The organism is Streptomyces sp. NPDC021356 (assembly GCF_040641015.1).
Taxonomy (GTDB): Bacteria; Actinomycetota; Actinomycetes; order Streptomycetales; family Streptomycetaceae; genus Streptomyces.
Map to the genome: position 1 here is coordinate 1 of NZ_JBFACU010000061.1, position 25,889 is coordinate 25,889.

The 25,889-nt window shown below is 69.2% G+C and carries 19 protein-coding genes and 8 pseudogenes; 16 read left to right on the forward strand and 11 right to left on the reverse strand.

From position 1 onward, the window contains the following. Positions 1 to 491: alcohol dehydrogenase catalytic domain-containing protein (locus tag AB0G56_RS39915; RefSeq protein WP_360980549.1), on the reverse strand; the 491-nt coding region annotated here is incomplete at its 3' end. 83 nt (positions 492 to 574) lie between these two features. Between AB0G56_RS39915 and AB0G56_RS39920 the strand changes: the two genes are divergently transcribed. Beyond that, the gene (locus tag AB0G56_RS39920; RefSeq protein WP_360980552.1) at positions 575 to 1,144 is read left to right on the forward strand and encodes a TetR family transcriptional regulator; all 570 of its coding nucleotides are present in this window, start codon (positions 575 to 577) and stop codon (positions 1,142 to 1,144) included. Positions 1,145 to 1,348: 204 nt separating this feature from the next. Here AB0G56_RS39920 and AB0G56_RS39925 read toward each other — a convergent pair. After that, positions 1,349 to 1,869 (reverse strand): annotated as a pseudogene (locus tag AB0G56_RS39925) (transposase); the annotation flags it as partial. Between the two features lie 412 nt (positions 1,870 to 2,281). On the opposite strand from AB0G56_RS39925, the pseudogene AB0G56_RS39930 reads away from it, so the two are divergent. Next, positions 2,282 to 2,636, forward strand: a pseudogene (locus AB0G56_RS39930) (NAD(P)-dependent alcohol dehydrogenase); the annotation flags it as partial. 193 nt (positions 2,637 to 2,829) lie between these two features. Here AB0G56_RS39930 and AB0G56_RS39935 read toward each other — a convergent pair. Then, complete coding sequence (locus AB0G56_RS39935) at positions 2,830 to 3,525, reverse strand: alpha/beta hydrolase (RefSeq protein ID WP_360980555.1); 696 nt, start codon at positions 3,523 to 3,525, stop codon at positions 2,830 to 2,832. 76 nt (positions 3,526 to 3,601) lie between these two features. Here AB0G56_RS39935 and AB0G56_RS39940 point away from each other — a divergent pair, with 76 nt between their 5' ends. The 3 genes and pseudogenes from AB0G56_RS39940 to AB0G56_RS39950 all read left to right on the forward strand — a co-directional run. Continuing rightward, the gene (locus AB0G56_RS39940; RefSeq protein ID WP_360980558.1) at positions 3,602 to 4,231 is read left to right on the forward strand and encodes a TetR/AcrR family transcriptional regulator; all 630 of its coding nucleotides are present in this window, start codon (positions 3,602 to 3,604) and stop codon (positions 4,229 to 4,231) included. 89 nt (positions 4,232 to 4,320) lie between these two features. Next, positions 4,321 to 4,680 (forward strand): hypothetical protein, encoded by a 360-nt coding sequence (locus AB0G56_RS39945; protein WP_360980561.1) that lies wholly within the window; start codon positions 4,321 to 4,323, stop codon positions 4,678 to 4,680. Positions 4,681 to 5,046: 366 nt separating this feature from the next. After that, a pseudogene (locus tag AB0G56_RS39950) lies at positions 5,047 to 5,240 on the forward strand (IS5/IS1182 family transposase); the annotation flags it as partial. A 690-nt stretch (positions 5,241 to 5,930) separates the two neighbouring features. Here the strand turns inward: AB0G56_RS39950 and AB0G56_RS39955 are convergent. Continuing rightward, a complete protein-coding gene (locus tag AB0G56_RS39955; protein WP_360980564.1) occupies positions 5,931 to 6,509 on the reverse strand; it encodes a TetR/AcrR family transcriptional regulator in 579 nt (192 codons plus the stop codon). 171 nt (positions 6,510 to 6,680) lie between these two features. On the opposite strand from AB0G56_RS39955, the gene AB0G56_RS39960 reads away from it, so the two are divergent. From AB0G56_RS39960 to AB0G56_RS39975, 4 genes and pseudogenes are all read left to right on the forward strand, one after another. Then, complete coding sequence (locus AB0G56_RS39960; protein WP_360980567.1) at positions 6,681 to 7,628, forward strand: superoxide dismutase; 948 nt, start codon at positions 6,681 to 6,683, stop codon at positions 7,626 to 7,628. A gap of 165 nt (positions 7,629 to 7,793) precedes the next feature. Next, a complete protein-coding gene (locus AB0G56_RS39965; protein ID WP_360980570.1) occupies positions 7,794 to 8,093 on the forward strand; it encodes a transposase family protein in 300 nt (99 codons plus the stop codon). 169 nt (positions 8,094 to 8,262) lie between these two features. Then, positions 8,263 to 8,682: a hypothetical protein gene (locus tag AB0G56_RS39970; protein WP_360980573.1), complete on the forward strand. Its 420-nt coding sequence runs from the start codon at positions 8,263 to 8,265 to the stop codon at positions 8,680 to 8,682. A gap of 88 nt (positions 8,683 to 8,770) precedes the next feature. Then, positions 8,771 to 9,481, forward strand: a pseudogene (locus AB0G56_RS39975) (transposase); the annotation flags it as partial. 224 nt (positions 9,482 to 9,705) lie between these two features. Here the strand turns inward: AB0G56_RS39975 and AB0G56_RS39980 are convergent. The 3 genes and pseudogenes from AB0G56_RS39980 to AB0G56_RS39990 all read right to left on the reverse strand — a co-directional run. Beyond that, positions 9,706 to 10,869, reverse strand: a complete 1,164-nt coding sequence (locus tag AB0G56_RS39980) for a cytochrome P450 (protein ID WP_360980576.1) — start codon at positions 10,867 to 10,869, stop codon at positions 9,706 to 9,708. Between the two features lie 155 nt (positions 10,870 to 11,024). Next, positions 11,025 to 11,179: pseudogene (locus AB0G56_RS39985) on the reverse strand (IS5/IS1182 family transposase); the annotation flags it as partial. Between the two features lie 14 nt (positions 11,180 to 11,193). After that, positions 11,194 to 11,310: pseudogene (locus AB0G56_RS39990) on the reverse strand (IS5/IS1182 family transposase); the annotation flags it as partial. A 392-nt stretch (positions 11,311 to 11,702) separates the two neighbouring features. Here AB0G56_RS39990 and AB0G56_RS39995 point away from each other — a divergent pair. Both AB0G56_RS39995 and AB0G56_RS40000 read left to right on the forward strand, forming a co-directional pair. Further along, a complete protein-coding gene (locus tag AB0G56_RS39995) occupies positions 11,703 to 13,133 on the forward strand; it encodes a ferredoxin reductase family protein (RefSeq protein ID WP_360980579.1) in 1,431 nt (476 codons plus the stop codon). A gap of 690 nt (positions 13,134 to 13,823) precedes the next feature. Further along, positions 13,824 to 14,208 (forward strand): annotated as a pseudogene (locus AB0G56_RS40000) (hypothetical protein). A gap of 81 nt (positions 14,209 to 14,289) precedes the next feature. Here the strand turns inward: AB0G56_RS40000 and AB0G56_RS40005 are convergent. Then, on the reverse strand, positions 14,290 to 15,000 hold the full coding sequence (locus AB0G56_RS40005; RefSeq protein ID WP_360980582.1) for a DUF4232 domain-containing protein: 711 nt from the start codon (positions 14,998 to 15,000) through the stop codon (positions 14,290 to 14,292). A gap of 304 nt (positions 15,001 to 15,304) precedes the next feature. Here AB0G56_RS40005 and AB0G56_RS40010 point away from each other — a divergent pair, with 304 nt between their 5' ends. Together AB0G56_RS40010 and AB0G56_RS40015 are read left to right on the forward strand one after the other, a co-directional pair. Further along, the gene (locus tag AB0G56_RS40010) at positions 15,305 to 16,003 is read left to right on the forward strand and encodes a nucleotidyltransferase domain-containing protein (RefSeq protein WP_360980585.1); all 699 of its coding nucleotides are present in this window, start codon (positions 15,305 to 15,307) and stop codon (positions 16,001 to 16,003) included. Between the two features lie 1,113 nt (positions 16,004 to 17,116). Continuing rightward, entirely contained in the window at positions 17,117 to 17,638 is a 522-nt protein-coding gene (locus AB0G56_RS40015) for an NUDIX domain-containing protein (RefSeq protein ID WP_360980588.1), read from the forward strand. A gap of 496 nt (positions 17,639 to 18,134) precedes the next feature. Here AB0G56_RS40015 and AB0G56_RS40020 read toward each other — a convergent pair. Both AB0G56_RS40020 and AB0G56_RS40025 read right to left on the reverse strand, forming a co-directional pair. Further along, a pseudogene (locus AB0G56_RS40020) lies at positions 18,135 to 18,795 on the reverse strand (TetR/AcrR family transcriptional regulator C-terminal domain-containing protein). A gap of 631 nt (positions 18,796 to 19,426) precedes the next feature. Next, positions 19,427 to 20,395 carry a helix-turn-helix domain-containing protein gene (locus tag AB0G56_RS40025; protein ID WP_360980591.1) on the reverse strand — a complete coding sequence of 323 codons (969 nt, stop codon included), beginning with the start codon at positions 20,393 to 20,395 and terminating at the stop codon, positions 19,427 to 19,429. Between the two features lie 83 nt (positions 20,396 to 20,478). Here AB0G56_RS40025 and AB0G56_RS40030 point away from each other — a divergent pair, with 83 nt between their 5' ends. Both AB0G56_RS40030 and AB0G56_RS40035 read left to right on the forward strand, forming a co-directional pair. Continuing rightward, entirely contained in the window at positions 20,479 to 21,435 is a 957-nt protein-coding gene (locus AB0G56_RS40030; RefSeq protein WP_360980594.1) for an oxidoreductase, read from the forward strand. Between the two features lie 186 nt (positions 21,436 to 21,621). Further along, positions 21,622 to 22,533 (forward strand): hypothetical protein, encoded by a 912-nt coding sequence (locus AB0G56_RS40035; protein ID WP_360980597.1) that lies wholly within the window; start codon positions 21,622 to 21,624, stop codon positions 22,531 to 22,533. A 980-nt stretch (positions 22,534 to 23,513) separates the two neighbouring features. On the opposite strand, the gene AB0G56_RS40040 is transcribed toward AB0G56_RS40035, so the two are convergent. After that, complete coding sequence (locus AB0G56_RS40040; protein WP_360980600.1) at positions 23,514 to 24,455, reverse strand: chlorophyllase; 942 nt, start codon at positions 24,453 to 24,455, stop codon at positions 23,514 to 23,516. A 146-nt stretch (positions 24,456 to 24,601) separates the two neighbouring features. Here AB0G56_RS40040 and AB0G56_RS40045 point away from each other — a divergent pair, with 146 nt between their 5' ends. Further along, the gene (locus AB0G56_RS40045; protein WP_360980603.1) at positions 24,602 to 24,994 is read left to right on the forward strand and encodes a MerR family transcriptional regulator; all 393 of its coding nucleotides are present in this window, start codon (positions 24,602 to 24,604) and stop codon (positions 24,992 to 24,994) included. The last annotated feature ends 895 nt before the right edge of the window (positions 24,995 to 25,889 follow it).

Sequence of the window (25,889 nt, forward strand, 5' to 3'; positions counted from 1 at the left end):
AGCTGCACGGCGAAGACGCCCACGCCACCCGCCGCCCCACCGATCAGGACGGTGTCCCCGGTGCGGAGCCCGAGCGCGGCGAGCGCGGCGGCGGCGGTCAGACCGGACACCGGAAGCACGCCCGCCACCTCGTCGCCGATGCCCTCCGGGGTGGGCCAGAGCGTTGCCGTAGGCGTCTTGACCAGCACGTAATCGGCGACGGATCGGCCGATCGCAGCCCCGTACACCCGGTCGCCGGCCGCGAATCCCGTGGCTTCGGCGCCCACCTCGTCCACCACTCCGGCGAAGTCGCTGCCGAACCCGGCCGGCAAGGTGATGCCGAACCGCGCCGCCATGTCGGGCTGTGTGGTGATCTGCCAGTCCATCGGGTTCAGCCCGGCGGCCGTGTCCCGGACGCGGACCTCGTCGGGTGCGGCGTGCGGCTCGGGTATCTCCTGTAGTTCGAGTGCTTCGGGACCGCCGAATCGCCGGTAAAGGACAGCTTTACTCATCGGTGACCTCTCCTGGCCAGCGATGGGACTTGGTCTTATCGACCCTACACCCGTGATGGGACGAAGTCCCGTAGACTGCTCCCATGGGTCGCTGGCAACCCGACGCTCCGGGACGACTCGCCGCCGCCGCCCTCGACCTCTTCGAGGAGCACGGTTACGAGAGCACGACCGTGATCGAGATCGCGGAGCGCGCGGGGCTCACCAAGAGCACGTTCTTCCGGTACTTCCCGGACAAGCGCGAAGTGCTCTTCGGCAGGGGCACGATTACCGGCCTGCTCACCGAAGGGATCGCCTCGGCGCCTCCGTCGGCCGGGCCGCTCGACGCGGTGGCGGAGGCCCTCGATGCCCTCGGCCGGACGTTCTTCACCGTCGACCGCCGCGAGTTCAGCCGCCGGCGCCAGGCCGTGCTGAACGCCAACACGGAACTGCGTGAACGCGAAGCCCTGAAAAGGATCGACCTCACCGCCGCGATGATCGAGGCCCTCAACCGCCGCGGAGTCCCGAGCCTGACCGCGCGCGTTGCCGCGAAACTGGGGATGCTCGTCTGGGGGATCGCCTACGATCAGTGGATCGACAGCAACAACAGCGAGGGCTTCGGCCCGCTGGCACGGCAAGCGCTCGCCGAGGTACGGGCGGTCGGAGCCGTGCGCTAGTACTGCAACGGGTTTTGCGCTGATGGGCGTGCAGTTCAGGAGCTGCGTCCGCGGTGTTTGTAGTGGCTGAGCCGTGCTTGATCCTGGCGTCTTCGGCCCCAGGTCGACCAGTGCGGGATGTGGTCGACCGGCACGGGGCGGCGGCCGGTCAGGCGGGCTATCGGGCGTCTGATCTCGGCGAGGCTGCAGTGGATGAACTGGGAGGCGGTGGGCCAGGACCCAGCGCCGGGGACGGTGCCAGGGGCGGGCCTTGACGCGGGTCCAGTCGTAGATACGCCGGCCCTGGGCTCTGCCCCGCAGGACCGGTGCTTCCACTTCTGGCGGGGCCGACCCGGGAACAGGTCGTGGACGAGGTGGTCGATGGCCCAGCGGGTGACGACCGTGTCGTGGCGGGTGGTGGCCATGACGGGGAAGACGCCCGCCCGTTCCAGTTCCGAGCGCCGGCCTTCGGAAAAGCCGTAGGCGGCGTCCGCGGTCAGCCACCGGAACGGAATCTGGTCGCTGATGGCGCGGCGGACCATCGCCTTGGCCGTGGCCACTCTCGTCTCGAAGCTCACCTCGTCACCGATCCCGGCCCGCCGCCACCGTTCCCGCTCGTCCGTCCGGGAAGTGGGCAGATACGAGCGGCGGTCGATCAGCGTCCGCCCGAGCGGAGTCGCACAGGCGAGCAATACACCGATCTGGCAGTTCTCCGTGCCGCTCTCGGTGCCCGAGTGCTGCCGCTGCTGATGCCATGGACAACGCCAGCCCCTTCTCGCCCCGTCGGCCTTCCCCTTGCTCTGGATCCTGGTCCCGGCCGTCGGCGCCTTCGTGCGGGGCCGCCACGCCTCGTCACCCCGAGGACGGCTGGAGATCTGGCAGCGCTGGTGGGCCGTCGGCGCCTTCGGCATCAGCAGCCTGTGGTGCCGGTCGCGTTCCTCGCCATCCCGGACGTCATGGCCACCACGATCGGCTTCGACCGGACACCCTTCATGTTCGAGATGGCCTTCGCCAACCTCGGGCTGGCCGCCTTGGGCGTCCGCGCAAGTCATGATCATCCTGGCCATGCGGCCCCGGCGTCTGGCTGCCACGCCCCGACCGGCCGGCTGCCACGCCCCGACCAGCCGGCTCACTCGCCGCCCGACACCCCGGGAGCTGGAACAGACGGCCCGGCCCCGCGACCGGTTCGGCGGCATCATGGACACCATCTCCGCCCCGCACGACCTGGGCCCCTACCCGCGCCTAACCGCCATGGACGGGACGCCCAGCCACCTCGGACACCCCGGACCCGCCACCGTGGAGATGACCGACCTGCTCGTGGAACGCAAAAAGCTCAGCTCGGCAGGCAGCGGCGGCAGGCCCGCGATCACCGCCATGCTGGACTTCTGCGCCGAACACAGCATCACCGCCGACATCGAGCTGCTTCCTCCGGCCCGCGTGTACGAAGCCCTCGACCGACGCCGGCACCACGACGTCCGCCACCGCTTCGTAGCTCGACATGTCCGACCTGGACGGAACGACGAGGAAAGCGGCGCCGGGACCTACCACCGACCCGACCGGAAACCGGCCATGGGCAAGGCCTGAGTGGCATGACCCGCGACGCCCCGATCCTCGCCCCCGGGACTGGCCGGGGGGCCGCTCTTCCTCGGCACCCACCACGGTCTCCTGGTCCACCGATCGCCGACCCCGCTCGTCCGCGGCTGCCGTCACAGGTTCAGCAGCAGGTCCCGGACCGCGGCGGGCTGAGACAGGAACGGGTGGTGGCCGGCGTCGAGTTCGACGACGCTGCCGGCCCGGCGGGCGAACTCGCGCTGCAGGTTTGGCGGGGTGCCCCGGTCCTGGGCGCAGACGAGGTACGTCGAGGGCACCTGCCGCCATGCGGCCGCCCCGACCGGCTGCCCGGTCACCTGCACGCTCTGCCGGGCGAGGTGGTCCGCCGCCTGCGCCTGGACCTCTGGGTCGCAGTCCTGCAGAAACGTGTCCACGAGCAGCTCGGGGCGGACGCCGAAGGTGCCGGCGTCGGGGTCGACGTCGAGGAACGGGGCGGGGCTGCCGTCCCCGAACTCCGACAGGCTCTGCCCGACCTCGGGCAGGTAGCTGGAGACCAGCAGCAGGTGGCGTACCGACCCGATGCCGGCGGCGGCTTCCGCCGCGACGATGCCGCCGTAGCTGTGGGCCACCACGACGATCGGCTCCTCACCGGCCTGCAGCACCCGCCGCACCGCGGCAACGTCCTCGGACAGCCCCGGACCGCCGGTGCCACCGGGCGGGCCCGCCTCACCGCAGCTCGGCAGCGCCGGGACCACGCTCGCCACCCCTCGCTCCCGCAGCAGCTCGGCGGTGCGATGCCACCACCATGACCCGTCCCGCACGCACGCCCCATGCACGAACACGACCCTCATCGCTGCCTCCGCCTCTGCCTCGACTGCCTTTCGACCAACGGTAGACGTAGCTGTCGTTACGTGAAAAAGTCGGACCGTGGGCAGACGACCGCAACCGCACATCAGGGAGAGGCTGCTCGACGCCTGCGCCGATCACGCTCTCGCGCACGGCCTTCCCGACCGGCTCGAGCCGCTGGCCACCGCCACCGGAACCTCAGCCCGCATGCTGATCTATCACTTCGGCACCCGCGACGCCCTGCTGCGGGCCGTCCTCGGGCGCGCGCGGCAACGCCAGCTCGACACCTTCGGCGACCTCCTGCGGGTGCGACCCGGCGAGCCGTACACGGCCACCCTGGAACGCGCCTGGATCTCCATCACCGGCCCGGACGGGCAGCCGTACCTGCGGATGTTCGGTCAGCTGCGCGAGAGCGCGGAACAGCAGCTGTGGCCCGGCTTCCGGCGCACCGCGACGACCGACTGGCTCGGGCCACTCGAGGAAGGCCTGCGCAGCATCGGCCGGCCGGATCTCGCGACGCTCGTTCTCGCCGTCATCCGCGGTCTCCTCATGGACCTCGACGCCACCGGCGACACCACTCGCACCGACCGAGCCATCCGCGAGTTCCTCGGTGCACTCGAGCACCTGTCCAGCGGCTCCCGCCCAACCGCTCACCGCCCCCAGGGGCACGCCGGCAGTACGACCGACACCAACACGGCCTCGGCTACATAGGCCTGTTCTCGTACGGCTGCGCTCAGATGGCGTGTATCACTGCGTAACACTCAGGTCTACGCTCGGCGAGATAGTCAGCGGTACAGTAGATGGCGGTATCAGTCGTTCCGCTCGGCGGTCGCGGGCGTGAGTTCGGCAGCTTCATGGACCACCACGGCGAACAGACGGTGACCGTCGCCGCCACACTGGGCTGGGTCACATCGCGGCGATCACGACGGCAGCCAAGGAGACGATCCCTCAGCCGTCGCGGGCGGCAAGCCATCCCGCTGACCGGGCTGCCGGCCGCGTCCGGCTTGCGCATCGGCGAGGCAATCAAGCTGGACCGCGACGACATCGACTGGGCCGAGGGCGTGCTGCACATCCGCGAGTCCGAGTCCGGCGAGTCCCGGCTGTCCCGCTACAGGACAGCGCCAGGAACGCGCTGCGCGAGTACGACAGGCAGCGCGTAAGGCTGATGCCCAGGGCCAAGGACCCAGCGTTCTTCATCTCCCTCACCGGCAAGCGGCTGATCTACGCCTGCGTGCATCCGGTGTTCCGGGCCCTGGTCGACACGGCCGGCGTCGGCATCGACGCCCCGCACAGACCTCGGCTGCACGAACTGCGACACACCTTCGCCGTCCGGACCCTGCTGCACTGGTATCGCACCGAGGACACGATCCCGGCGAAGACCGGTCGCCGTCCACCTCTGGTTGTCCACCTCTATGGGACACCGCTGACCGGCCTGTGCCTACTGGTACCCGTCGGCGGCCCCGGAACTGCTCGCACTGGCCGCCACCCACCGCGACGGCATCCGGAAGGCAGCCCAGGCCGCCAATCGCAAACGACTCGGCAGCCGTGGCGGCAGGCCACCGGCCTTCGACCGCGAGGCCTATGAGCAACGCAACACGGTCGCGCGGTGCATCAACAAACTCAAGCAGTGGCGCGGCCCGGCCACCCGCTAGACAAGACTGCCACCATCCCTCTCGCCGGCCTCCCTCTCGCCGCCGTCTTCATCTGGTCAGCGGGGTGATACAAGGAAACGGTCCAGGAGTCGAGGCCGTCGAGCTACTCAGTGAAATCCCTGGTCAAAACGGCGGGGTTGCTGGAGCGCACCAACGGTGGACGACGGGTGGCTTCCTCGCCGGCGTCTGCAGTGACGCCCAGATCACGACGCATCGACTCCCTCGTGACGCTTGTCAGAGACCAGAGCGCATGCTGCGCTTCAGCGGCTGACTGCAGCAACGCACCACCGAGAGTTCCCGCTACACCAGTGATCGCAATCAGTACCGCACCCACGTCCATTCGATCACCCTGGAGCCCGTCCTGTGCCGGCCGGACCGAGGTGGCGACCAGGACTCTCCGCCTCGATCGCTGCGAGTGCTGATCCGAGAGAAAGGCCCTGGCGGAGCCGACGCCTTCGTACCGAGCGGACGCCGAAGTGCTCCTCGTCCCGCGTGATCGCCAGGGTTTCCGGGCCGTCTGACAGCCGCCCCGTCTTCAGGGTTGGTCAGAGCGCGGTCAAGGACGGGCGTGCGCCGAGCGCGAAGCGTCGCCCGAGGCGTCCGTGACGGCTTGCTGCTCCACCGAGCGGTGCGAGGTCGGCGGCGATGAACCGCAGTCGGCCTTGGGCCCCGGCCGTGGAGTTCCGCTCACCGCATGCCTGGATCGGCATCGCGCTCGACCACGGTGACCGCACGCCCGTGCGCGGCCAGTCCGGTCGTCAGGCGTTGGGCGCGCCTGCGCGCAGTCCGTCCATGACGAGGTCGAGTAGCCAGGTCAACCGCGGTTTCCAGTCTGCGTTCAGGTCGAGCCGCCAGATACCGGCAAGAGCGAGGAACAGGTCTTCCACCGCTACGCCCGGCTGGATGGTGCCTGCGTTCTCGTTGACCCGCAGCAAGAGGTCGGCGGCGGCGGCTACTGCGGCGTGACCGGTGGTCGCCGGAGAGTCCGGCGCGCTGATGGTCAGGCGAATCGCGTCGGCCAGGCCCACCTTGGCAATGGCACACCGCGCGAGATGGTCCATCCATTCCCGTAGGGCCTGATCCGGGGGCAGGGCCTTGAGCAGTTCCGTCGCGAGGGCGGCCACCTGGGCCATCTCGCTGCGGAAGACCTCTAGTACCAGCGTCTCGCGATCGGGGAAGTGACGGTAGAACGTGCCTTGCCCCACGCCCGCCTTCTTCGCGATGACGCTCAGCGGGACGTCCCCAGAGTGCGTCAGCTCGGCCAGCGCCACTTTCAGGATGCGCTCGCGATTACGTTGCGCGTCCGAGCGCAGCGGCGCGTCTTTCTGCTCAGACAACCTGTCCTCCTTCCGGACCATCATGCCCCAGTCTCGCATCCGGACAGTGTGTCCGCTACAGTCCAGCTATTCGGACTCGCTGTCCGATTTTGCGGGCCCCTCCTGCGCAGACAGCAGCGGGGAGTCGCGCACGCCCACGCACACCCCGTCCGGACCTGACTGAGGGAGACCATGACCAGTCGCCGACGCATACTCGCAGCCCTCGCGGGTGCCGCCACGCTGGCTGCCACCAGCGGCGTCACCGCACCGACAGCCGCCGCGGCTTCCACCTCTGCCGGCCGTGCGGGATCACAGCCCACGACGCTTGCCCTGCCCCCCGGGTTCCAGCCGGAGAGCATCGCGATCAGCGGACGGTACGGATACGTCACCTCGCTGACCAGCGGCGACGTGTACAAGATCAACCTCGTCACCGGAACCGGACGCACACTGACACCCGGACCTGGCACCTCCTCCTGCGGCATCAAGATCGACGCTCACGGCCGGCTGTTCGTCGTCGGTACGGGCATCCTGACCGTGATCAGCGCCTCCACAGGGGTGATCCTGGCCAGGTATCAGATCGCAGCGCCAGGCGGATTCCTCAACGACGTCCTGCTCACCTCCGAAGCGGCGTACGTCACCGATTCGGAGCTGCCGGTGCTGTACAGGCTTCCGTTCGGTCGCGGAGGCACGCTGCCCGCGCAGTCCGACGTGGTGCGCGTCCCGCTCGGCGGTGACATCGTCTATCAGGAGGGATGGAACGTCAGCGGCATCGTGCGGACCCCGGACCGCACCGCGCTGTTGGTCGCGCAGTCGAACACGGGGCAGCTCCATCGAGTGGACCCGGTCAGCGGCGCAGGAACCCACGTCGACCTCGGCAGCGTCACCCTCATCGGCGGCGACGGACTGCTCATGCTCGGCCGGACTCTGTACGTGGTACAAGGCGGAAGCAACATCGTTTCGGTGGTGCGGCTCAACGCGAGCGGGACCTCCGGCCGCCTCATTGACCAGCGCACCGACCCTCGTTTCGACGTACCGACGGGCGTCGCCCGCTTCGGCAACCACCTCTACCTGACCAATGCCCGCACGGAGGTGTCATCGCCGCAGACCGAACGATTCACCGTCGTCGCCCTTCCCATCTGATCGGAGCGAGAAAGCCTCGATCCCGGCCGGTGAAAGACAAGGCGCATCGGAGGGAGTGGATCCGTCCAATTCAAACGCATCGCCCGTGACGTTGCGTCATGTCCGCTACCGAGGCCGGGAAACAGTGCAGGCACGGCGCCGGTGATCACGTGGTCGCCGAGACCTATGAGAACCGAACGAGATCGCGCCGACCCCTGCATCCTCCCCCTGCCCGTCGCACCGGAACACCTGACCCATGCGCCTTCCCCGGCACCCCTCATCGACGCAGGCCGGCTGCGTCCCTTCCTGGACGCGGTACCCGACCCGCGGGATCACAGGGGCCGCCGGTATCCGCTGTCCGCACCGCCGGCGGCGGCAGCGGCCGCCGTGTCGGCCGGCGCCCGCTCGTCGGCTGTGATCGGTGAGTGGATCACGGACGCACCGCGCTGGGCCGTGGACATCCTCGGTTTCACCTGGAGCCCCTGACCGGGCAGGTGACGGCCCCGCACCCGGCGACGGTACGCCGTCTGCTCGCCCGACGTCACGCCGGTTGGCCGGATTCACGCTGTCCGAGTGTGCGGGACTCCTGAATGCTGAAGGCGCTGGCCGTGGCTCACGGCACCCGCCCCCGCAATCGAGAGAAGAGGACCGCACCGTGCGCGCACCCATCCGAACCGGGCTCATCATCGGTGCCGCCGCCGGCATCATGCTGACGACGGCGACCGCGGCCACGGCGGCCACCCCCCGCGCGCCGCAGGCATACGTCCAGCGGTGCACCAACCTGGGCAACGGCGACCTCTGCATCGACGTCACCGGTGGGGTGGGCCAGACCGGCCGCATCGGTGTCGGCTACTGGAAGCACGCGGGCGACATCGTCCACGTCCGGCTCGGCTGGCAGAACACCACGGGCGGCGCCGCGAACTACAGCAGGAACGTCCACGGTCCGCTCTTCCCCGGCGATGACACCGGCACGGAGGTGTGGACCACCTATCTAGCCCCGGGCTGTGTCTACCCGCTCATCGACGTGATTGAGCAGTACACGATGAAAGGCCAGGAGGTCTGCGTGCCCGCGTGACGGCACCCGCGCCGGCCCCGGGAACCGTTGTGGCACGGTCCTCACCTGTCCGTTGGCGTAGCCGTGTGAGAACAGGACCGGCCCCTGCCACGACAAACGCGTCGACGAGGCCACCGGCGAGCGCAAGCGGTTCTCCTCGGCGATTCCGCCGCCCTGGTGCCGCAAGTCCCCGAAGACCAGCGAGGTGCTGCCGCTGCTCTGCCTGCACGGCCTGTCCTCCGGCGACTTCGCCCGCTTGCGCAGTTCCTCAGCAACTCGGCCGGGCTGTCGTCGGCCACGGTCACCAGGCTGACCCGGCAGTCGCAGGCCGGCCATGTCGCATCCACGGACCGCGACCTCGCCGAGGTCGACCACGCGTACGTGTAGGCCGACGGCATACATCTCAACGTCCGCCTGGAAGAGGCCGAAGCCTGCGTACTCGTCCTCGTCGGTGTGCGCGCCGACGGCAACAAGGAACTGGTCGCGCTGAAGGACGGCTACCGTGAGTCGGGCGAGCTATGGGCGGACCTGCTGCGTGACTGCGCCCGCCGAGGGATGCGCGCCCCGGCCCTGACGGTCGGCGACGGGGCGCTCGGCTTCTAAAGCCCCTGGCCGAGGTCTTCCCCGCCTCCCGTCATCAAAGGTGCTGGGGGCACAAACCCGCCAACGTGCTCACGCTCTGCCGAAGTCGGCCCAGCCCGGCGCGCGCAAGGCGCTTCACGACCTCTGCAACGCCGAGGAGCGCGACCTCGCGGCCAAGAGGATCACGACGTTCACTCAGCTCTACGGTGCGAAGCTCCCCAAGGCCGTCAAGAAGATCACGGCCGACGAAGGGCGAGCTGCCGGCGTTGGTACAACGGCGGACACTGCCGGAATTCCGTGGGCGGGACAGTATTTCGGCCCCGGCCGACTACTCGGCTCAGGCCAGCCCGGTGGCCCGGAGGCCCGAGCCGGCTTCCGGGCCACCAGGCCGTGGTTCTCAGTACCAGTACCAGCGGCGGGCGGGCTTGTTGCTGAAGATGCGTCGCATCGTTGCGGCCATGGCTACTCACCTCCTTGCGGTGTCGTGTCCGGTCCACCGCAGCGTGGTGTGCGGTGGAGGGTGAAGGGTCGCGGCACGCTGCCCTCGGCCATGACCGGCCGGGTGTCGCCGCCGATCACGGTCAGACGGGCGTTGCGGATGAGGGCGTTCAGGGAGTCGGTGAGCAACGTCTGCGCCACCGCGGCGCCAGGGCAGGTGTAGGGGCCTGCGCCGAACGTCACGTAGTGGCCGTGTTCGTCCGGCTCGCTCCAGCGGTCGGGCCGGAATGCCTCAGGGGCGGTCCACTGGCCTTCCGTGTGGTGCATCAGGTAGGGGCTGACGGAGAGGAGTTCGCCGGGCTGGAAGGAAACGCCGCCGATGTCGACGGGGTGAGGGATGGTGCGGCCGAGCATCCAGGGGGTCGGACGGTACCGGAGCGACTCCCGCACGATCTGATCGGCGGGCCAGGGCCACGGCGTGTCCGATGTGTGATGCAGGCAGGCCAAGAGCACCGACCATGCGAGCGAAGCACTGATGGGGACCACGATCGCCCGGGACATCATCAGGTGCAGTTCGGCGGCCGTCCGGTCGGTCACTTCGGCGGGTCGGCACACGCCGAGCACGGCGTCCAGCACGTCACGCGGTTCACTGGCGGGGCTTTCCCGGCGGTTACGCACCTGCTCCGTCAGGGCGCTGATGAGCTGGGCACGCAGTACCTCCGCCCGCGCTCGCTGCCATGTGCGCGGGGCGTGGAAGAACACCCCCTTCCGCGCTGCCTGATCGGCCAGGCGACGGGTCCTGACGGTGCTGCCGGGGTGCAGCAGCAGGTTCGCCAGGCATCGGTGTACCAGCATGTTTCCGGCGCTGGGCCATCGGCTGACTGCTGGGAGTTCGGCCACTGCCCGACCCAACTCGGCGCTGTATTGTGGCAGGCTCGCCCGTAAGAAGTTCCGTACCGCGTGGCCGACCTCCACCTGTGTCTGCCGCGTAGGCAGCAGTTCGTTGAAGAACCTCGACTTACCGGTGTTGTATTCAGGGTCGCGCAGCAGCGTCTGTGCCAGATCCGCGTCCCCGACACAATAGCCGCCCCACGGAAGCCGAATGGCTTGCGTAGCACTGCTGCGACAGAGGTTGTCGATGTACTCCAGCGGATCCCGTCGGAACCGGCATTTTTCTCCGGGCCTCATCGAGTCATCTCCTCGGCGAGAATTTTCGGAAGGGACGCCGAGTATGGGTGCGATGTCCCTCAACCCGGCAGATCCCCGCCCCAGGTCCGGGGAAACCGGCATACCGGCGCTACCACTCATGTGAGTTAAACGGCAGACGTGTCAGCAGGTGATCTGTACGCCTCCACCGACGCGGCCCGGACGGCGGGGGCCAGGGTGGACGCGAGGGTGGCCAGGAGATCGACGGCCTCGGTGAGGCAGCGGTAGGCGGTCACGGTCCGACGCCGAATCCGGCCGCGAGCCGGGCATAGCAGTGCCCCACCCGTAGGTGGCCGAAAGTCCGGCCCGGCCGCGTTCGCGGCGGTACAGGATGAGCAGGCCCGTGCCGCGGTAGTCGCCGTCCGCGATCACCGGGGTCCTACCGAGGGCGTCCCTCGCGCCGGACAGTTCCCGCGCCTTGCAGCCCCTGCCGCCTGTTGGTGAAACGAGCAGAACGTCGAGGAACGGGAAGAACCGACAGGTGGCGTTCCCCGTCGCTCCGGCTGCTTATACAGTCCGGCTGGTTGACCGGTCCGGCCATCAGGAGCCATTGAGCACCCCCTTCTCAATCGTTCTCTCCTGATGGAACCAGTGGCGATCCCACTGTTTCCCGTGTTCGGCCCCTGGATCCGCTTCCGCCGCTTTTTGTCCAGACAGTTCCACGCGACGCAGCCATGGCTTCCATGAGTGAACTCGGCGTTGACGAGAATGCTGCCGCGGCAATCGTTCGAATCGCCATGACTGTCTTTCCCTGCCTCGACAGGGAAGACGGCGCAGTCCCAGCCCGTTCTTCATCCGTGAGGAGTTTCTCCCGCATGACCGAGCAGATGCCGGCAGCCTCACCGCCTCCCTTCGAAGCCAACGGAACCCCGGCCGGCCCGCCGCCCATAAGTGGGCCAGTGAGCAGGGTCCTGGCACGCCGCCTTTGGACAGCGGCCTTCTGGGCAAGCCTGGCGTTCTTTGTCTGTCTGTGGATTCAGGATGGTTCCCTCGGGAAGATGGTGACCAAGACCGAGGGGCCCCTGGCGTATCCCGGCAAGCTCGCCGGCCTGCTCTCTGCCGATCTGATGCTCGTCCAGCTCGTCCTGATGGCGCGCATCCCGTGGATCGAGCGCTCCTTCGGCAGGGATCGACTTGTCCGTATCCACCGGCTGAGCGGTTTCACCTCACTGAACCTGATGCTGGCGCACATCGTGCTGCTGATGTTCGACTACGCGGTCCGCGACGGCCGTTCCCTGATCGGGTCGCTGTGGTGGATGGTCGCGGAGTGGCGGGGCATGGTGCTGGCCACCCTGGGCACGCTGCTGCTCCTCATCGTGGGGATCACGTCGAGCCGTGCTGCCCGCAAGCGCTTGCAATACCATTCCTGGCACCTGCTGCACCTCTACACCTTCCTCGGTATCGGACTGGTCGTCCCGCACATGGTCTGGGCGGGAAGCGAGTTCAAGCCCTTGTGGACCCAGTTGCTCGTGATCGGGCTCTACGCGATGGCACTCGGCGCCCTGCTGAACTTCCGCGTGATCGTGCCCGTCCTGCGCTCGCTGCGCCACAGGGTCGTCGTCGACCGGGTGGTTGAGGAGACCCCGGGAAATGTCTCGGTGTACCTCCGCGGCCGTGGCCTGGACAGGCTCAAGGCACAGGCGGGCCAGTTCTTCGTCTGGCGCTTCCGCGACGGCCGGGGTTGGACCCGAGGAAATCCGTACGCGCTGTCGGGGGCGCCTGACGGCGACATGCTTCGGATCACCGTGAAGGAGGTGGGGGCCAACAGTCGGCGTCTGCGTGAGCTCCGTCCCGGTACGGCAGTGCTCTTCGAAGGCCCTTACGGCCGGTTCACACAGGAATCCAGGCAGAGGCGGAAGCTCACCGCGATGGCGTCCGGGATCGGTATCACGCCGGTGCGTGCCCTGCTGGAGGGCCTGGACTACGGGCCCGGTGAGGCGGTGCTTTTGTATCGCGCTGCCAGTGAGCGGGACTTCGTCTTCCGACGGGAACTCGATGCGCTGGCGCAGCGGCGCGGCGTCCGCGTCGTCTACCTGCCTGGACACCGAATCCGTGACCGCTCCTCCTGGCAGCCGGAACATGCCCTGGAGGATGACCACATCGCACTGAAGCGGCTCGTGCCGGACATCGGCGAGCATGACGTCTACATCTGCGGCCCCGATGCTTGGGGGCGGTCCGCGGCCGACGCAGCGCGTCGCGCGGGGGCGGCGGCCCGACACATCCACCTCGAACGCTTCGCGTTCTGAGCATCAGACCGGAGGGAATGAGCAATGACCCGAAACATCGTGTGGCTGATCGCAACAGTCGTCGCAGTCACCCTCGCCCTGGCGTATCCCACCAGCGCGAACCAAGGAGTCCCCCTTGGGCGTGCCCACAAGGTGGCCGCCCCTCGATAGCACGCGCTGGGCGCCACCGACGCAGCGGCTGACCGCGGGCGCGCCCAGTCCTCCGCACATTCTCATCACGGTCCGCCGGGTCGACCGGCGGACCGTCATGCTTTGTCGCTCCGCTGGTGTCACGGCCTGACGCGGTGGCCGTCGCTGGTCGCAGCGCTTCCAGGCAGCCGGGCAGCTGGGCGACCGGGCAGCAGGAACAGGACCACGACTCCCCGAAGCGGCGGTCGGCCGCTGCCAACGCCATAGTGAGGGCTCCACGGTCATCGCGTCGTTGTTCGCTGAGTTTGATGAGTCTTCGGCGGGAGTTGTCGATCCAGGTGCCAGGCCGGGTTTCTGTGTCGTCGTCCTTCTTCTACGACCGGATCACGGCTTCCCGAGCGCCGCGGAAGGCTCCTGAGCAGCGCAAACGCCAGGTCGGAAAGGGCTCCGTACCTGCCGATCGGCAGGTACGGCTCAATGGACTTCCACTGAGCATCGGTGAGTTGCCTGCGCGTCACGACCAATGTCCTACGGACTTCCACCCTACGAACAGGAAAGAACCTGGCAACTGAACAGGCCCTGAGCAGCACCGTCCTGCCCATCAGCCCTGACGCCCCTGCGCTGGGCCCAGTGAAGCCTGACGGACGAACCGTTCCACCAGGGAGAGCTGCCGCCCGCAACCACCCTGGCGTGCCGCTCGCGGAAGACCAGGTGGTCCTCGAGGCCGTCGCCGCGCACGGGTGGTTCCGCGACATCGACCAGGCCAAGCGAAAGCGGCGGACCCGACGTTCACCTCGCACATCGGTCTCGGCCAGGTGCCGCCCCTCATCGAGGACGCTGACCAGCGCGCGTCCTGGCCACCGAAGCCGACGGGCAGGGACAGGCCGAGCGGCAGGTGTGGGTTGCGCCCGCGCTCGGCGCACCGTACCTGTGGGCGGGGACTTGATGGCTCGAGCGAGCAGCCCTCTGCGATCGTCGCCGTCCCGTGCCGTTCGTGCGCCGCTGGGTCGTCGGGCCGGGTGTGCGGTCAGCCGCCCTGGCCGGCGCTGCCCACCGGGCCGACCGTCACCTGGGAGGTGGTCTCGTCCGTGACGGGCAGCGTGGCGGCGCCGGGCCAGTTGAGGGTGACCGTCCTGGTCTCGTTGGGCGGCGTCACCAGCAGCCCCGTGACGCGGACGCCGTGGCCGCCCGTGTCGTTGGACGGGTAGCGGATGCCGAAGGCGATCGACTGCCCGTTCTTGAGGACCGACGAGGTGGCCTTCTCACCCGTGCGCTTCGCGGACAGCGAGCCCTCCTTGAGCTTCAGGTCGACGCCCGCGTACCCCGAGATCGTGCACTCCCGGCCACCGTTGTTCTTCATCGTCACCGCGACGGTGCGGTCGGGGTCGCCGTCGATGGTGCTGTCCACCGCCGTGATCTCCAGCTCGTCGCTACGGCACCTGGCCGCCTTGCCGGTACTGCCTGCCGCGCCGGACCCACTGTCCGCTGCCACGCCCTGCCCGGCGGAGTCCTTGCCCGCTGAGCCGTTCCCGGCCGAGCCGGCGCCCTCGGAGTCCTGCGCGCCGTCGCCCTGCCCGGAGCCGCTGCCCGCTCCCGAACTGCCGTCCTGGGAAGAAGCGGTGGACGCGGCCGACGGGTCGCTCTGGCCCGTCGTGCCGCCGTTGTCGTTCTGGCAGGCGGTGAGCGAGAGGCTCGCGGCGACGGCCAGGGCGGCGAAGGTGATCTTGTGAACGCGCATCGTCTTTCCTCGGATCGGTTGGGGGGGACCGGCCGCTCGGTACCGTCCTGCACACCTCCGCACGAGTCGGTGGCAGTCGGTACCGGCGAGCGTTTCTGACCAACAGGACTGCTCAGTCACGGCGAGCCGTTCCCCCCACCGCCCGCTGGATACATGCCTGTTACAGGCGCCGTGGCACAACCCACGCCACCACCGGCCGCGCCCCTTGCCGACTGTCGGAGACCAGCGGGCCAGCTGGGACAGACCCGTGACCCGGTGGATCTTGACCGGTGTCTCGGGCAGGGCCGGCACGTACGCTGCGATGATGGATGACCCCGTACTCATCGCCCGCGAACTGGTGCGGGACCGATTCCCCGCCGCCCGGGCGGCCTTCCTCGCCGGCAGCGTGCTCACCGACCGCCGGACGCCCACATCTGATCTGGACATCGTGGTCCTCTTGGACGGGCCGCCCGCCCCCAGCCGGGAGAACCTGGTGTACCGCGGCTGGCCGGTGGAGCTGTTCGTGCAAACGGAGCCCGTCTGGCACAGCTTCGCCGACCAGGAGACCGCGAAGCGGAGTTCACCGCTGCTCTCCATGTGTGCTGACGGCATGCTCCTGGTGGACACGGATGGGCTCGGCGCTGCGCTCCAGGACGAGGCGCGCAAGCGCTTGGCCGCGGGCCCGCCGCCGCTCTCGGACCATGAGCGGGACTACCAGCGGTACATCCTGTCCGACTTGCTCGATGACCTGCGTGGCTGCGCGGAGCCTGCCGAGCGGGTGTACTTGGTCGCGCACATGCTGCAGCGCGCATCGGAGCTCGTCCTCCTGGTCGGCGGGCACTGGCTCGGCGGAGGCAAATGGCTGTCTCGGCGGCTGGCTGCGGCCGACCCAGGGGTGCACCGGGCGTTGTCCGAAACTGCCACGCAGGCGATCGCCGGGGATACGAAGGGCTTCGCCGCGGTCGTGGCAGAAGTGTTGGACCTGGCCGGCGGCCCGCTGTGGGAGGGGTATGCCATCCGATGAGTCGGTGGGGTGCAATCACACCACCACAGGTGTATGGCTGCCTTCAGCCGGCTGAGGCCTGTTGTTCGCGCGAGCGCGGGTGGTGGCGAGGCGGTAGGAGTCGGTGCCGGCGACGGATCGCCGCGTACAGACCGACTTTGGACTTCGGTGGCACCCAGGCCCCCTCGTATCGGCCGCTGCCCGGCGCAGGATCTCCCGCTCGAGCTCGCACTCCTTCTCCGCCTTGCGTAGCGGCCGTTCCCCGCGCGCAGCCGGGCCAGTTCCTCCTCCCGGGTCTCCGCGCTCTGCTCGCCGCGGCTGTGATCGCGACCTGCCTGCTCGGCCTGGCGCGCCCAGCTCCGCAGCGTCACGCCGGGCACCCCGACATCCGCCGCGACCGTCGCTACGTGCGCTTCCCGCTCGCCGCGCGATACAGCGCGACAGCATCGTTCCCGAACTCCGCCGGATGCGGAGACTCACGCCCCACCAGGACACCGTCCCTCGGATCTGCAAGATCCGTCGTCAGAGGGTCCACGCCATGGGGGTCACCTCAGTGCAGGCACTGAGGACGATTGCGCGATGTCGGCTTTGCAGACACACATCAGCGGGGTGTTGGGGTTGTCGTAGACGGTCAGGTGGTGGTTGGCCAGCAGGTCGCGAGCCTGTTTCGCGGTGACGATCTGGCCGGTGAAGGTGGCGGCGCGTGTGGCGGCGTGGGCCGCCCGGCGGGCTGCGGGGCCCGAGACACCGGCGCCGCTGGTCAGCGCTCATCGAGGGTGGTGAGGGTCTCTATGGTGGCGCGGGCTGTTTCGACGTCGAGAAGGTCGACGATGCCGTCAGGCCGCGGGAGGCGTAGCCACAGGAGATGGCGGTGCGCAGGTGGCCGTGCTGGACGGCGAGGGCAACCAGGCCGCCAGGGCGACGGGCGATGTGCCCGGCGGGCGTGTGCCTTGTGTCCGCAGAGACCGTGTGCGGATGCCCTCGTGCGGCGATTGAGTAGGTCGCTCTTCGAGGCGCTGTTCGCGAGGCCGATCGTCGAGCGTGTTGCATTCCGCGGGATGCCCTTTGGTGCGGATCAGTTGCCTCGCGTGCTGGTCGGGCAGGGTTGTCAGTGGGAGCTGAGATCGTGCCTCCGTGAGTGAACTGGTTGAGCATGTCGATGAGCATGACCGCGTGTTGGGAGTCGTCGACCGAGATGAGGCGGTGCGTGAGAACTGGCCGCATCGCATTGCGACGACGATCTGTCGTGATCGCGATGGGCGGATCTTGGTGCTTCGACGGGCCGAGACGTTGTCCCGGTTCCCGGGCTATTACGACGTGATGGTCGGCGGTGCCGTGAACGTGGGCGAGTCGTATGAGCAGGCGGCAGTCCGCGAGCTGACTGAAGAGCTGGGCGTTCGCGCGCCCGTGCGTTTCATGTTCAAGTTCCTTTGCCGGGAGGGGATCAGCCCCGTGTGGTTCGGGGTGCATGAGGCTGTCGTGACGGACCCTTTGGTCCCGGACCCGGGTGAGATCGCTTGGCAGGACTGGATGACAGTCGACGAACTTCGTGAAGTCGCTGATGAATGGCTCTTCGTTCCGGGAGGGCGGGAGGCCCTGCGCCGATATCTGGAGTCCGGCTTCGGTAGCGGTGCGGGCAAGCCGGCGGCCGGGTGATCGGCGACACTGGGCGCTGCCGTTCAGGGCAAGCATCAGCTGCAGGAGCCGATGACGGTGATTCGCGGCGTTGGAAGGCGCCTGACCTTGGATTCCCCGGCGGTCGCTTCTCCCGGCCAGTGCCTCGTAAGAAGTGCACGTGGTGCGAAACTTCTCCGACTCGGTCGGGGGTTCTGGGGCGAGCGCACACGCCAGGATGGGTAGACAAGCACATGAAGCGCCGGGCGGACAGGTTGATCGTGGTCGACAACCCGTCCACCAGGGGCTTCACTACTTCCTCAACGCCACCTCTACGCCACCTGACCCGCTGCTCGGCCAAGTTGGAAATGGCGCACTGGCCGAGGCGTATCCGGAGGATCGTCCAGTACGTCGCCCCACACGAGGACCGGGGTGCACCCGTCGATCTGCTCACGCTCCACACGAGGACCGGGGTGCACAGTCGATCTGCTCACGCCCCGCACGGGGGCCGCGGTGGGAGGTCTCATCGCCCCCGGGCTCACCGCCGGACGGCACGCAGTCCGTCCAGGAGCAGCCGCAGTCCGAACTCGAAGTGCGCCGTAAAGTCCGTACTGGTGAGCACCGGCAGGGTGGCGGCGAGGTGCGGGTACGTCCCTGCCGCCACCGCCTCGTGCAGGGCCCCCGCATCGGCGGGCCCCCGTCTCCCGGCCGCAGGGCGGTCTGCTCCTCCAGGGTGTGGCCGACGGTGAAGTTGGCCACTGCGTAGAGCGTCCGCGCCGCTTCGCCGTCGCCGAAGCCCGCCTCACGCAGCACGCCGACGAGGCTGTCGGCGAAGCGCAGGGTGTTCGGGCCGGTCGAGTGGGTGCCGGTGAAGACGCGTGCGCCGTCGCGATGGGCGAGCAGGGCCGTACGCAGCGCGCGGGCGAGGCGCGCCGCTCTCTCGCCCCAGTCGCCGTCCCCCGTCGGCCCGGCGGCCTCTGCGACCCCGTCGACCATGCGCTCGGCCATCGCGGTGAGCAAGTCCTGTTTGGTGGCGAAGTAGCGGTACAGCGCACCGGCCTGGACGCCCATCGCGTCGGCGAGCCGGCGCGATGGGCGTCCAGGCCGGACTCGTCCAGCAGGCCGAGGGCGGTCTGGATGGTGCGGGCCTGGTCGAGTCGGGCGGGTCGACCTCTGGTCGGGCTTGACGGGGAGCTCATGGACTTGGGGCTGACCTGGTCCGCGAGGTTGCTGCCGGCGGGTCCGGTCACCGGGGTCCTCCCGCCATCTTGAGGACGTTGCGAGCTGGCTGGCACCGGACATTTCGTGCCGCCCCCGCCGAGCCAGTGGCCGCGCTGGAACGCCTCGGCCATGGCCGTCAGGTTCAGCTCGCTCGACAGCGTGACCGTGCCGCCGCGGCGCAGGTCTTCCTCCGTCACCTCGACGGTCGGCACCGGCGGATTCCACGACCGTTGCGTACAGAGCACCTGGCCCGTACCGTCTCCCGTGTCCGCACAGTACGGCGAGCGAGTCCATCGAGCCTCTGGGCGCGTTCGAACAGCGTCCGGTTTCCGGCGCCCCGCGGACACGGCGGGCTGGTCGGCGCTCTGGGCGCTGCCCGCGTCGCGGTCGATCACCGCCAGGCCGCGGAAACGCGACCACGCCGCGTGACGCACCGGCCGGATGTCCTCGGTGCGCTCCAAGGCCGAGCCTTATCCGGCCTCAGAGTGGACAGCCGTACCGCTGGGAGTGGGCGCGCGGCAGGCCACCGGATGCTCGGCGGCCGGAGCATCCGGCTGGGTCACCGAAGTCGTCCCGGTACCACCGCTTCGGGCACGGTGGCCGGCAGCATCAGCCGGCGGCGAGGACTGATTCCGCGACAGACGTGCGTGCGTACAGCACTGAGCGGCCGGCCCGGTGAGCGGTGACGAAGCCGGCATCGCGCAGTGCCGTGAGGTTCTGGGAGACCCCGGCCCTGGACATCCCGGTGCGCTGAGCCAGTTCTGTCGTCGTGGCCGGCGTCTCCAGTTCCGTGAGCAGGAGGGTCCGTGCCCGCCCGAGCACGGCGATGGTCGCCGCGCTGCTGGTGACGGTGCGGCGTACCCACAGGGTTCCGGTGCCGCGGGCTCGGTAGGCGAGTTGTGGCGGGTCCGGTGGAGCGACCCGCGTGGACAGGCCCGGCCCCTTGAAGGCAGAGGGGACCAGAAGCAGTCCTGCGCCCGCCGACTCCCGGGACAGGGACCGGGGCCAGCGGATCAACCGCAGTACGTCGTCGTTCCAGCTGAGGCGTGGGTGCAGCTCGTCGAGGACGTGGCCGGCTCCGTAGTGCGAGACCCGCCGGGCGCGGTGGAGGACGTCGGCCTCCAGTACCGTCCGGATCCGCGCCCAGTAAGGAGCGAGCGCCAGCTCCCAATACGTCTCGATCTCCTTCGCGATCCGGGGCAGCTGGGTACGCGGATCGGCATGAAGGGACCGCAGCCGGGGCCCGATACCCCCCTGGTGGTGTCCGAGGTGGTCGAGATCCTTGCGGACACGGTCGGCAGGCGCGGCCACGACCGCGGACAGCTCCTCCGTCAGCGTGGGCGCCGGACCTGTGGGCGCCGGGTTGAGGAAGTCCGGGGCGTAGCCCGTGGGCGGGAACAGTTCGGCGAGCCATCCCTTGTCCAGGCCGGCAGCCGCGACCCGTGGCCGCACCTGCTCCAGCCACCGCCCGTGCAAGGGATCCACCGCACCGGAGGCCAGCAACCGGACGCTGGCCCCCACTTGCCACATCGGCGAGACGGCGAACCGCACCTGCGCCACATCCCTCGCCGAGAACATGAGCTCCGCCAGGAGGTCCCCCCGAGGATTCACATATACCTGAATCAATGGCGGCCACCCTACCGTGCGGAAATCATGACGGCATGACCACAAAGACGATCACCGCCGCGGCAGCGGGAACCTGGGAGCTGGGCGACCTGACGGTCAACCGGCTCGGTTTCGGGGCGATGCGCCTGCCGCAGACGGGCAAGGCGCTCGTACCCGACGCCGTTCCGCGCGACCGGGACCAAGCCATCACCGTGCTCCGCCGCGCTGTCGAGCTCGGCGTGAACCACATCGACACCGCCGCGTTCTACTTCTCCGCGCTGCGCTCGGCCAACGAACTGATCAACCGAGCTCTCACCCCTTACCCGGACGACCTCGTCATCGCCACCAAGGTCGGACAGCCACGCGACCCGTCAGGAGCATGGCTGCCCCACGCCAGGCCGGAGCAGTTGCGCGGACTGGTCGAGGAAAACCTGCGCCAGCTCGGTCGGGACCACCTGGACGTGGTGAATCTGCGCATCGTCGGCACCGGATCGATCGCCGAGCGGTTCGGTGCACTGGCCGAACTGCGCGACGCCGGACTCATCCGCCACCTCGGCCTTTCCAACGTCCAACCCCATCACCTCGCCGAGGCCCAGGCCATCGCGCCCGTGGTCTGCGTGCAGAACATGTACGGGCTCGGAGTCGGGCCCGACCAGGACGCGTTCGTCCGCACCTGCGGTGAGCAGGGTGTCGCCTTCGTGCCGTTCTACGCGATCGCCGCCACCGGGCGCCAAGCCGGAGCGAGCGAAGGCGACCATCCGGAGATCCTGGCCGTCGCCCAGGCACACGGCGTCGGCCCCGCGCAGGTCCGGATCGCCTGGACCCTGCACCGCGGCCCGAACGTGCTGCCCATCCCGGGCACCGGTGACCCGGTGCACCTGGCATCGAACGTGGCGGCAGGCGCCCTCCGGTTCTCCGAGGATGAGGTAGCGCTCCTGGACTCCTTGCACCGCCAGGGGTTCCCGGAGGTCGTCCGTGCAGCTGGGGTGCGGGGCCGAACGTCCTGCGAGTAGCCTGAGTTCGACCGGTCGGCGCACCTCGCACCGAGCGTGCGTCGAGGTGGATCTCTCCGGGGTGTACGTACGTGCTGGGCGCGCCGGCGCCGGATCGCGCCCGTCGGCCGACGCGTGCAGCGCCCCACCGAGCCACCGCTTGTCCGTACCGTCCTCCATCACCAGCCGCGCAATAGGATCACCTTCGTGGCGGAGATCATCGATTACGGACGGTTCCGGGAGCGGCTGGAGAGCGTCCGGCCTGCCGGCGAGGCGGACATGGCGGGTACCGGGGCGCGTTGGGAGCTGTTGCGGGAGTTCCAGGAGCAGTGGGGGTACATGCCGACGGGCGGCGAGCGCTGGGAGCGGGAGGCGCCCGATCTCCACAAGGAGTACCTTGCCGGGCTGAAGGCGGCGCACCCGGGCGAACCGGAGGACGACCGGCCGGAGAGCGTCGACCCCCGCATCCCGGTACCGGCGGCACTGGACGAATGGTGGAACCTGCCGTTCAACTCGTTCGCCGATCGTTCGGAGCTGTACGAGACCAATCCCGAGTGGCCGCCCACCGTCCGCCCCGACCCGGGCGGCTACGGCGTCTCGGACGGGCTGCCCAGCGACAACCCGTTCACTGAACCGGACGAGGATCCGCGGGTCTGCGTGTTCATGGCGGAAAACCAGTACTGCAACGAGTGGGGCTACCCCGCGGCCCGCGCCCACCTCGCCGACCCGCCGGTCCTGGTGTCCGCCCTGGGTGACGACGGGGAGGAGGGCTGGATACGCCAGGCCCACAGCGTCTCGGAGTTCTTCCTGCTGCTCGCCCTGGTCCGGCTGCTCCCGCACTATGGCTGGACCGTCGAGGACGACGAGCCCGGCGAGGAACTCCTGGCCCGAGTGCGGGAGAAGCTGACCCCCCTGGGCTTCGAACCCTGGCGGGAGATGACCTGCCGCAGCGAGTACTACGGCGGCCTCGACGTCATCGTCTGCCACGACCCGCAAAGCGACTACCTCAGCGAACTCACCGTCTACGGCCGCACCCGTGAGGCACTCGAACACCTCGCGCAGACCCTCGGCGTCGACTGGTCCGAGGACGTCTGCGGGCCGGAAAGCGGCCACCGCTGAGCCGTGGAACAGGCGGTGGGCGCAACGGAAGCGGATCGTCCACGGCTCCTGGCGGCGCCGCGGAATCCGAGCTTTGGACCGGGCAGCAACCCTGGCTGCGCGCGTCTCATGGAGGCAAACGCCGAGCGGCTGCTCCGGCGCACCGTCCCCTGCGGGATCTGCGGGATCTGCGGGATCTGCGGGATCTGCGGGATCTGCGGGATCTGCGGGATCTGCGGAACTTGCGGGACCTGCGGGAGGTTCGGAATCTCCGGGAGGTGCGGAGTCTCCGGGAGTGTGCGGAATCTGCGGACCTGGGCCTGCCGACGAAGCGGCTCAGAAGGAGCACGTCGTGCTGTCTCCCCGCGCGCCGACGCCACGCACAACCGCCGGTCCGTGGGGCGGGGGCCCAGGCAGAGGAGCGACGGGCGAACGCCGGCTGCCCGAGCACCGGACCACGCAAGGCGCGAAGGGCGCGCCGGGTCACATCGAAGCCGGGAGCCGCCGCTCGCAGGAGAAAGGTGTGCGGCGGCGGCTCGGTGCACAATGCCGCCTTGCGGCCCGCCAGTCACTGCCGTGCCGCGCCACCCCCGGTGAGGATGTCCAGCAGCCGTTCGCGCAGGTATGCGGACGCGACAAGGATGCCGTTGGCGCAGGCAGACCAGGGCGCCGTTCATGCCGGTGACGACGGCGCCCGCCGCCTCCTGGGCGATCAGCGCGCTCGCCGGCAGGTTGGTGTCGTCGCGGCAGTACTGCCAGAAGGCGTCGAAGCGGCCGGCGGCGTCAGTGATCTACCAGAGAGGTGGCCGTGCACCCATTGGGGCCGAACTGCCCCGCCACATTGGGCAGTTGGACGGTAGTCTGCCAGTTGAGCAGGGAGCAGTCACCGGCAGACGGTGCACGGGGCACCCGGGGGAGCAGAACCCGCGCAACCAACCGCGGAGCCCCTGACACCACACAGCGGGACGCCATCGTGTGGCAGCCGGTTCCGGCGAAGGCGGTTACCTCGATTCCAGTCGTCCCAGCGGGTGGGAGTCGCCGGCGAGTGCGGCTTGCGCCGTTTCCCAGGCGGTGTGGTCGATGCCGGTGACGTGGCGGAGGTAGGCGAGGGTGACTTGCCGGACGAGGGCGACACGGCCGGGATGTTCGTCGGTGGTTTCTGCTGCCTCATAGCCGGCGATGCCGCCGAGGGAGTGCTGGCCGCCGTAGACCGTCAACAGGCTCTTGCCGCTGGGGCTCAGGGTGTACGGGTCGGTCGTCCAGGCCGGTCCCCGGGTGGAGAGCGGGAGTTCGTCCTTGTCCCCGGCGACGACGAGTCCGGGCGCGGTGATGTGGGAGAAGTCCTGGCCGCGCAGCCAGGGAGCGCTCTCGATGGCGAAGGGGGTCAATTCGTCGCCGCCCTTGCCTGCGGTGGCCAGCTGGATGATGGCCATGATCCGGCGGTCGGACATGTCCTGCGCGATGCCTGTCGCCGGGTCCGTGACGCGCAGGCCGACGAGGACGCCCGCGGTCTGACCGCCGAAGGAATGCCCCGCCGCGACGATGCGACTGCGGTCCACCCGACCGGCCAGGGCGGGTACGGACGCCTCCAGGTGATCGAGTTCGTCGAGGATCTGCTTCATGTCCTGCACGCGGTAACGCCACATGTGGGGCTTGCGGGGATCGTCAGCGGGGATGGCGAAGCGCCGGGAGTCGAGGTGTGTGGCCTGGATCACTACGAAACCATGGGACGCCCAGTGGTCGACCAGCGGCGCGTAGCCATCCAGATGCGATCCGAATCCGTGCGCGAACAGCACGATCGGCAGATGCGTTCCGGTGACCGGTGCGGAAACGCGTACGTGCAGGTCCTCGCCGCGATACGGGGCGGGAAGCACGACCGGTTCGACCGACACGGTCGGGGTGGACGGGGGGTCGGTGAGGCCGGTCATCTGGCTCGCGGTCATTTTCGCGTTCTCCTTTTATGCGGGTCCTCGTGCGCCAGGAGACGAACGGGGAGGCAGTCCCCTGGTGAGGTGCACGTCGGTTACGCTAAAACCTGACGTTGACGTCAGGGGCAAGTCACGTGGACGGAAGTCGTACAGGAGTCGAGATGCGCGTCGGAGAACTCGCCGCTCGGACCGGCGTCAGCGTCCGGGCCTTGCGCTATTACGAGGAGCAGGACCTGCTCAGTGCCGAGCGCAGCCCCAGCGGCCAGCGCCAGTACCCCGAGAGCGCTGTCGGCCGGGTCCAGCTCATCCAGCAGCTGTACGCCGCCGGGCTGTCCAGCAAGACCATCGCCGAACTCCTGCCGTGCGTCATCGACGGCCGTGCCACACCCGCCCTGCTCAAGCGGCTGGCGACGGAGCGCGAGCATGTCGACCAGCGCATCACCGATCTCCTGCAAGCCCGGGACCGGCTCGACTCGGTCATCACCGCCGCCACCGGCAACATGCTCACGGGCATGTCCTGCCGACGGGAGGCCGGAGCCCAGGTCCAGCACTGACGGACGATGAGGGGTGGCGGTTCGGCCGCGAGTCGTGCGTCGGCGCGATGGACGTACCCGCGGCGCGTCCGCGGAGGCGGCAGCCCGCGATGCGTCCTGTCAAAGCGGGTTGTGCGCGGACCCCTACGTATCCTCGCCAGACGCGGAAGAGCGCGCTCGGATCCCGTCCAGAAGGTACTGGGTGCGGCGGTCGTAGTCGTCCCGGGGAGGCCGCTTGCCGTGCTTGAGGGCGAGGGCGTTGTGACGACGAGTGTGTGGAGGTCGCCCGCCGTGAACTCCGGCCGCAGCACACCGGAGGCCCGCGCCGCTGCGATGAGCTCTTCGCTGGCCTCGCTTCCGACCCGGCAGATCTCCATGAGCTGCTGCGAGTGCGGATATGTCTGCAACAGGACGTCGTTGAAGGCGGGCTGGCGGTACTGGAGGTCGCGGATCGCGGTGAGGTAGTACACGATCCGCTCGCCGACGTCGTCGATGGACCGGGTGTGGTCGATGAGGGCGAACAGCTCCCTCGCGACGACCTCTTCGATGACGGCTTCGATGAGGCCGACCCGCCCGCCGAACCGGTTGAAGATCGTGGCCTTGCTCACCCCTGCCGCCTTGGCGACCTCCCCCAGCGGCACCGTCAGGCCCTGACCCTGGAAGGTACCGATCGCGGCGGCGCGGATCTGTTCGGAATTGCGCCGGGCGTCGGCGCGCAGCCGGGAGGCCGGAGGACAGTTCGCGCAGTCTGCCGTCCCGGAGGAGGGGCTCGGTGACCGCGGCGGCCCGGGTGGTGGGGACGACGTTGAGCACTCCGTTAGCCTCGATCTTGCGTGACGGTCTGCCGACGGAGTCGGCGGACCGTTTTGCTTTGTCCGGTGGGTGATGGTCAGGCCGGTGGCCCGACTGTCGTGTC